General features: G+C 47.5%; 3 protein-coding genes. 2 read left to right on the top strand and 1 reads right to left on the bottom strand.

Annotated features, from left to right (window positions below):
* Together R7Z49_RS22950 and R7Z49_RS22945 are read left to right on the top strand one after the other, a co-directional pair.
* A partial coding sequence (locus R7Z49_RS22950; protein ID WP_318112080.1) for a conjugal transfer protein TraH occupies positions 1–1044 on the top strand: 1044 nt, incomplete at its 5' end.
* Positions 1045–1047: 3 nt separating this feature from the next.
* The gene (locus R7Z49_RS22945; protein ID WP_064497034.1) at positions 1048–4617 is read left to right on the top strand and encodes a conjugal transfer protein TraG N-terminal domain-containing protein; all 3570 of its coding nucleotides are present in this window, start codon (positions 1048–1050) and stop codon (positions 4615–4617) included.
* A gap of 32 nt (positions 4618–4649) precedes the next feature.
* Here the strand turns inward: R7Z49_RS22945 and eexS are convergent, their stop codons facing one another.
* Positions 4650–5081, bottom strand: coding sequence for an entry exclusion protein EexS (eexS, locus tag R7Z49_RS22940; protein WP_024015938.1), 432 nt, complete (start codon positions 5079–5081; stop codon positions 4650–4652).
* Positions 5082–5084 lie beyond the last annotated feature (3 nt).

Below are 5084 nucleotides of genomic sequence, written 5' to 3'. Positions count from 1 at the left end.
TTGGCGCTCAGTGCTATGTGTGAGAAATGCTCCCAGCACATGGAGACACTGCAAAAGAAAATCCAGCAGTTGAACGAATATTTTGGCAATTCCTGTCAAATGGCTCAGGGAGTCGTGAACGATACCCTAGCTGCTTTTGGTAAGAAGGGGCAAACAGAGGCCAGCATGTTGAGCTCACTTAAAGGGGCTGGAGACATTTTTACCAGTTGGAGTGAATCCAATGGTAAGAACCCATATGAGAACGCTTCGAGTGTCGCGGCATCTGATGTGAACAAAACGATTAAAGGTAATTTGGTTTGGCGAGCATTGAAACGTCACTCGGCATCAAGCTGGTTTGCATCTGGGGATGACCGTTTTCTTGAAGCGGTTATGTCCGTGACGGGCTCGATCATCGTTGGTGATTTAGCGAATGCGGCTGATGGTCAAGGTAAAGCCCCAAAACTGACCAGACTGAATGGCAATAAAGTGACTATTGAACATCTAATTCATGGCGGTAACGTCGCTATGTACCGATGTGACACAGTGACGCAAGACGGTTGTCTGAACCCAATAATCACTAACGTGACTCTTACCGGGTTATCAACTCAGGTAGAAAATTTACTTCTTGGTACAGGTTCTAGTAACGGCATTATTTTTAAGTTTGCTCGAAATACAGGGGCTGCTAGCGCCACCGAAAAGGCTTTTATGACCTCGGCTCCTGCCAGCATTGGGGGCATGATTCGAACTCTTTCTGCATTAAATGAAGGGGCCGCTAGGTCGTTTGCTTCACGAGCGGCACCATTTATTGCTGTTGAGATGGCCCGAGCATTAGTTGAAGACATGCTCAATGCAGCTAGAAGTACCTCCGGTGTGGAAGATCATGCCTATGCGAAGTTATTAACGGAAGACCTTGAACGTGCACGTCGCCAAATCAATGAGGAGTACGCCGCGTTGCAGCGAAGATACGGCTCAGAGCAAGAGTTGCTGGCACATTTTAACCAGGTGATACAGACCATTCGCAAACAGCGTTATTACACCGTTAAATCTACGGCGCTGGGGGAATAGGTCATGTGGGAAATCTATTCCATCGGGGATTCGGCTTTTTTAGAGCAGGTCCTGAACGCTGTCGCGATGATCACTGGTACAGGCGATTTTACTTCAATGGTTCGCATTGGCTTGCTCATTGGGGTATTGATGGTCTCTGTCCAGGCCTTAATGCAAGGCGGTCGTGGGATTAACTTTCAACACGTTTTAGTCTCATGGCTAGTCTTTGCAACCATGTTTGGACCCAGTACCCGAGTGAGCATTGAGGATGCGTACACCGGACAAGTTCGAGTGGTTGATAATGTGCCCATCGGTGTTGCTGCCGCAGGTAGTACGATTTCGACTGTTGGCTTTCAAATCACGCGATTGTTTGAAACCGCCTTCTCAACTCCCGCGATGACGGAATACGGCTTTGCATCCAGTTTACAGTCACTGATTAAAGTGAGAAAACAGGTGATGGATCGCTCTGGGTTGGGTGATGCAAATCGTGTCGGCGGCTCGGACATCGAGCAATCGTGGTTTAACTACATCAAAGAGTGCACCTTGATTGGTATCGACATCGGCCAAAAGAACCTCGATCAGGTGCTGAGTGATCCTAACCCGATGACAGCGATTAGGTTTGATTCGCGCATTTATGGCACTCGAATCATGCTCAGTGGTAGCAGTAGCGATCTGGACTGCACCGATGCCTATAGCCAACTGAAACTCATGACAGAATCAACCTTCATTCCAAGGCTTAAACAGGTTCTGTCAGCCTCATTGGGGACTTCGTCAGCAACGGACACTGATGACGTGATCCGAAATGCACTGAATAACCTTGGTTTGGCTTCGGTTAACACCCAAGAGTATATGACCGCGTCAGTGCTTTTGCCTATTTATGAGCAAAGCGTGACGGGCAAGTATATGGATGATCAAGCTTTCACCGCAGCCGTTATGGTTAACCAAGCGATTGAGCAGCGTAATACGCAATGGGCGGCGGAGCAGACCCTGTTCCAGAGTATCGTTCGTCCGATGATGACGTTTTTTGAGGGGTTCATTTACGCCATCACCCCATTGATGGCCTTTGTGATAGCCCTTGGCCAAATCGGGATGCGAATGGCTGGGAAGTACTTGTTAATCCTGCTTTGGATTCAACTTTGGATGCCTGTCATGGCCATCATTAACCTGTATATTCATTTAACCGTTGCAGGGAAAATGTCTGCTCTTGATGCCTTTGCAGGTACAGAAGTGCCATCTTTTGCTGGGATGATGCAGATGGATTCAGTGCTGCAAACCTGGATAGCTACTGGCGGCATGTTGGCGTCGAGTGTTCCGGCGATTTCGCTCATGCTCGTTTATGGCTCAGCAATAACCGCTACCCACTTGGCTGGGCGTCTACAAAACGGTGATGCCATTGATGAAAAGCTGGCAAGTCCAGATGTCGCGAAAAATGCCCCGGTAATGCAATCACAGTCAATGTTCCAAAATTCAGCCCTCACTGGTTCTGCTATGACCGGCGCGTCAAACCTACTAAGCAGTTTCTCTGTCGGAAACGCAGTGGGTTCAATGGTCGGCTCTGCAAAAGAATCCATGACTCAGGCAACTCAAGCCTTTAGCCGTCAGGTTGGCAATACCATGAGTCGAACCTTTGGTGAAAAGCTAAGTTACGACAACCTTTCTTCGGTTGGACGTCAGATTGGTTCTTCTAACTCCGCATCTAGCGCCGTTGTTAATCAGGTTACTGATGACCTGCAAACTCGGTATGGTTTTGGAGACGATAAAAAAGATGCTGTACGTGGCTTGGTATCGGGCGTGCTATCGGGAGGCCTAAGGGTCGGTGGCGATGGAACCATTACTAATCCCGGTGAGAAAGAAGTTGCTGATAAGGGCTTTCTTGGAAGGCTTCTTGGTACTGGCGGCAATGATTCTCCACAGGGCAACTTGCCAGGAGTCGATAAGCCAGACTCATCTCGTGTACCAAAACTATCAAGGGTACGAGCAGGGCTGGATTTAGGTGGTAACTTTAGTGGCCAAGTTGAGTCGTCAGAAGGCAGTTCTCGATCTACGACCGCAAATACGCTCACTGGGGAGATGCAAAGCTTGGCATTAAGTGATTCACGACGTGCTGAGTATCGCGATGCGATGGTTAAGGACCTTTCAGATTCAAGACGTTCTGGCGTTGAAATGTCGTTGTCTAACCAAGACTATCAGTCACTTCAGAGTTCAGCACAAGACGTTGTCACGGCATCAAATCGCTTTAGTGAGCTTGATCAGGCCAGCTACAGTCTATCAGGACAAAGAAATACTGATGGTGCGACGTTAACCCGATTAGCGGCGGACAATCCTGAAGTCATGGATTATTTAGGTCGCTATATGAACCAGCATGTTGAAGCAGGTAACCGTTTACGTGAAAACCTTCCAATGTATCAGCGCTTGCTACCTGATGATAATCAGGCGTATGTAGCGGCAGCTATGGAGTCTTTAACCTATAGCAACTCTTCAACGCCCGCTGAACGCGACAATGATTATCAAGCTGCAATGACGGTTATGGCCATGGCTACCGGAGCCGATTTACGATCAATTCAGCCGCGCTCAAATGAAGGCTTGTCATCAACTGCACCTACTTTTGGTGGTACTCAAAGCCAAGTTGAATCGGGTGTATTGGGCGGCTACGAGGATGCAGCAACAGTTCAAACTCAGTTCAACGCAGCTCAATCGGCTTACCAAACCAATCTGTCTGGTATAGATGGACAGTTGAATGCGCATCAGCAGCAAGCTCAGCAGGCCGTAGCTACTGACACAAGTACCTATCAATCTGGACTAAACAGTGAAGCTGGATCTCAGTGGCGATCACGCATTATGGCTGATGATAGCGGAGTTTCTGGTGCTGAAATGTTCTTCAACAGCGCCAGTGCTATTGGTGATTTCAGTGGCAAGCATACTGATGCAGCTCTGCATACCTTGAATCACTTTGGCGAAGACTATGAGAGTTACAAAGAACAAGCGCTTGAAGATCCTGGCTCACGAGGTTTCTTGCACAACGCAACGGTGGCCAGCAAATCAACCTGGGATGGGTTAAAAGCCGCCGTTGATGCCGGAACCTCTTTGGAAAATCCATTGACGGCGTTTAATGATGCATACAGTGGATCGAGTTCGCAGTATGCCTCCGAAGTAAACTGGGGCACTAAGTCTGAAGCCATGTTGGCGGGGGCATTTGGTGCGGCAGTTAACAATCGATATGGTGAGTTCTTAGAACAGTATGCCGATGATTTCAAACAGGAAGCATACAGCGAAGGGCAGAGAATGGGATTGACCCCGATTCAAAGTCAAGTGTTCGCTCAAGCTTTCAATGAAGGTTTGGCGGGACGCGTATTCAACTCTGAAGACTCATCGAGTTGGTCGCCTGAAATGCTAGGTCTAAGGGAGCAAATGCTAAATGAGTATCGTCAAAAGGATGAGAGTGGCGCTTACATCCCTGACAGTGTGTCTGAAGAAGATAAAGCATTTGTGGATAAGCAGATAGCGGTGATCTCAAATGCATCGCTTGCGGGAGATTATGCTCAGAACAACTTGATCGATATTAGGGCTTATAACCAGGCATCAGGAAGGAACTGAAAATAGAAGGTAGCCAGCTTGTGGTTGGCTGGCTATTTTTTTGGCTTTTTGGGATACCTTGGATAAAAGCCATCAAAAAACGAATGGAGCTTATACCAATACCATTTTTCTTCAATGCTCAAAGTTCTACCCGAATCTTTAACTTGGCTACTCAAGAATCTAATTCCAGTACAAATAGCTAAGAAAGAGAGTCCCAAACCAACAATTGTCCAACTCGCTTGCCAATATGCGATTGCTACAAGCATAGTGATTATGGCTATAAGTCCGATGGGATTACAGGTCGCTTTGAAACCCAAGTAGCTGAAAAAAACGACGGTGCAGAACAGAAATGGCAAAGCCGCTAACTTGGCAGATGCCGTTAATATTTCTGAAGGAAAGAAATGAGCCGCAGCCAAAGTCGCCAGAAAAAGCCCCAGTGATATAAACCAGCAGCGTGCTGGTAAAGATTTAAGTAAGTTTGTCATCTT

The sequence above is a fragment of the Vibrio sp. 1562 genome, assembly GCF_033340155.1.
GTDB classification, from domain to species: domain Bacteria; phylum Pseudomonadota; class Gammaproteobacteria; order Enterobacterales; family Vibrionaceae; genus Vibrio; species Vibrio alginolyticus.
The sequence above is the reverse complement of the archived record's forward strand: the minus strand, read 5'-3'. Positions and strand labels throughout refer to the sequence as shown.